Source organism: Butyricicoccus sp., assembly GCF_050872565.1.
Classification (GTDB): domain Bacteria; phylum Bacillota; class Clostridia; order Oscillospirales; family Butyricicoccaceae; genus Butyricicoccus_A.
The window spans coordinates 1-3,209 of record NZ_JBNMHC010000263.1 but is presented as its reverse complement, the minus strand read 5'-3'; the positions used below and the strand labels follow the sequence as shown (position 1 = coordinate 3,209).

2 protein-coding genes are annotated in these 3,209 nt (G+C 49.9%); both read left to right on the top strand.

Annotated elements, in window-relative coordinates; translation table 11 throughout:
* Positions 1–1,098 (top strand): helicase-related protein (locus tag ACR0P9_RS09775; RefSeq protein ID WP_432619656.1); only part of this gene is annotated, 1,098 nt, incomplete at its 5' end.
* Positions 1,099–1,113: 15 nt separating this feature from the next.
* Positions 1,114–3,209 (top strand): excinuclease ABC subunit UvrA (uvrA, locus tag ACR0P9_RS09770; protein WP_432619654.1); only part of this gene is annotated, 2,096 nt, incomplete at its 3' end.

Here is a 3,209-nt window from a genome sequence, read left to right as displayed (position 1 = left end):
TATGACATGGAAATGATGGAAGAAATCGGCTTTTGCAGCGGTATCGAGAACTATTCGCGTGTGCTGTCCGGTCGCAAGCCTGGCTCTGCACCCTACACGTTGATGGATTATTTTCCGAAGGATTTCTTGATGATTATTGACGAGTCGCATGTGACGATTCCGCAGGTGCGGGCGATGTATGCGGGCGATCAGGCGCGAAAAAAGAGTTTGATTGACAATGGCTTCCGTTTGCCGTCTGCGCTGGACAATCGTCCGCTGAACTTTGAAGAATTTCAAGAACGCATTCACCAGGTGATTTATGTCAGTGCCACGCCGTCTGAGTTTGAGAAAAGCCGTTCCAGCCAGATTGTCGAACAGCTCATTCGTCCAACCGGTCTGCTGGATCCAATCATTTCGGTTCGGCCGATTGAGGGGCAGATTGATGATTTGATTGGAGAAATCAACGCGAGAACGGCGCGAAAGGAACGCGTTCTCGTCACGACATTGACGGTCAAAATGGCGGAAGATTTGACGGATTATTTGGAAAATGCGGGCATTCGGGTGCGGTATCTGCACCATGATGTCAAGACCATACAGCGCATGGAGATCATTCGAGATTTGCGTTTGGGCGTGTTCGATGTTCTTGTAGGCATTAACCTGCTGCGTGAAGGCTTGGATTTGCCGGAAGTATCGTTGGTAGCGATTCTCGATGCAGATAAAGAGGGCTTCCTGCGCTCAGAGACTGCGCTCGTACAGACGATGGGACGCGCCGCGCGCAATGCAGAGGGCGAAGTCATTCTGTATGCCGATACACGCACGCCGTCTATGGAACGGGCAATTCGGGAGACCGAACGCCGCCGCGCCATTCAGCAGCAATTCAACGAAGAGCATGGCATTGTGCCAAAGACCATTGTCAAGCAGGTGCGCGACATCATTGAGATTTCCGCACCTGCTTCTGAAGTCGGTGCGGTTCTCAGCAAAAAGAAATTAGACAAAACACAGCGCCTCCAGCAAATCGCGATTTTGCGCAAAAAGATGAAGGAAGCAGCAACCATGTTGGAATTTGAACTTGCCGCTGATTTGCGCGATCAGATTCGCGAGCTGGAAGCACAAGATTGATGCGGGAGAAACATCATGCAGGAGAATATACATGTAAAAGGTGCCCGAGAGCACAATTTAAAAAACGTTGAGGTATGGATTCCGCGCGATAAACTGGTGGTCTTAACCGGATTGTCCGGCAGCGGAAAATCCTCGCTGGCATTTGATACGATTTATGCCGAAGGACAGCGGAGATATGTCGAGTCGTTGTCTTCTTATGCGCGGCAGTTTTTGGGACAGATGGACAAGCCGGATGTGGATTTTATCGAAGGCTTGTCTCCGGCCATTTCTATTGACCAGAAAACAACGAGTAAAAATCCGCGGTCTACGGTGGGAACTGTCACAGAAATTTATGATTATCTGCGCTTGATGTGGGCGCGTGTCGGCACGCCGCACTGCCCGAAATGCGGAAAGGAAATCAAACAGCAGACGATTGACCAGATTGTCGATCAGCTGTTGGCACTGCCGGAGCGTACCAAACTGCAAATTTTGGCACCGGTTGTGCGTCAGCGCAAGGGCGAACACGTCAAAATTTTTACTGAAGCGCGTAAAAGCGGATACGTTCGTGTGCGTGTGGATGGAAATTTATATGATTTATCGGAAGAAATCAAGCTGGAAAAGAACAAAAAACACAGCATTGAAATCGTAGTAGATCGAATTATTATCAAAGACGGCATTCGCAGCCGCTTGACAGACTCAGTAGAGACCGCCTGTGCACAGACCGGCGGCTTGGTTATGGCGGAGATCATCGGAGATAAGACTTTGTCTTTTTCGCAGAATTATGCCTGTGACGATTGCGGCATTTCCATTGAAGAACTGACACCGCGCATGTTCTCATTTAACAATCCATACGGCGCGTGTCCGGTGTGCACAGGTCTAGGCGTACAGATGAAGATTGACCCGGACAGTATCATTCCAAACCCGAAGCTTTCCTTGCGAAAGGGAGCTGTGCAGGCGAGTGGATGGACAAACTGTGACACTGGCTCGATTGCGCGCATGTACTATGACGCCTTGGGCAAACGCTTTGGATTTACTCTGGATACGCCGGTGGAGAAGATGTCGGAAGAGGCTGTTCATGCACTTTTATACGGTACCGGAGAAGAAAAGCTGACGCTGCGTGTTTCTCGTTATTCCGGCGGGAAGATGGAACAGCCGTTTGAAGGTATTGTGACCAATCTCGAACGCCGCTATAAAGAGACCACTTCAGAATGGGCGCGGGCAGAGATTGAAGAGTCCATGCGAGAAACCCCGTGCCCGGAATGCGGCGGACGCAGATTAAAAAAAGAACTGCTTGCAGTCACTGTCGGTGGGTTAAATATCATGGAGTTTTGCGAGAAGCCGGTCAGCAAGGGCTTGGAATTTTTCCAAAATCTCCAGCTGACCGAACAGCAAAACCGCATCGCCGAGCGCATTGTCAAAGAAGCCTGCGCACGATTGGGATTTTTGCAAAATGTCGGCTTGGGATATTTGACGCTGGCACGTCCTTCGGCAACGCTGTCCGGCGGCGAAAGCCAGCGTATTCGCTTGGCAACACAGATCGGTTCTGCGCTAATGGGCGTATTGTATATTCTGGATGAGCCGTCTATCGGCCTGCACCAAAGAGATAATGACAAGCTGCTGGCGACACTCAAAAACCTGCGCGATATGGGAAATACGTTGCTTGTTGTAGAGCACGATGAGGATACTATGCTGGCGGCAGATTACATTGTAGATGTCGGACCGGGAGCAGGAACCAATGGCGGAAAGATTGTTTATGCCGGAGATGTGCAAGGCTTAATGCAATGCGAACAATCTATCACAGGACAATATTTGAGCGGAAAACGTCGAATTTTGATTCCGGAACAGAGAAGAACAGGCAATGGAAAGCAATTAACCTTTACAGGCTGCCGCGTCAATAATTTGCAGAATCAAACGTTTCATATTCCTCTTGGCACGTTTACTTGCGTGACCGGCGTTTCCGGCAGCGGCAAATCTTCGTTTGTAAATGAGATTCTCTATAAAAAACTGGCAGCAGAGCTGAATCGTGCCAAATGCAAGCCGGGTGCGTTTGACGAGGTGATCGGACTCGAGCATTTGGACAAGGTGATTGACATCGATCAGTCGCCGATTGGCCGCACGCCGCGTTCTAATCC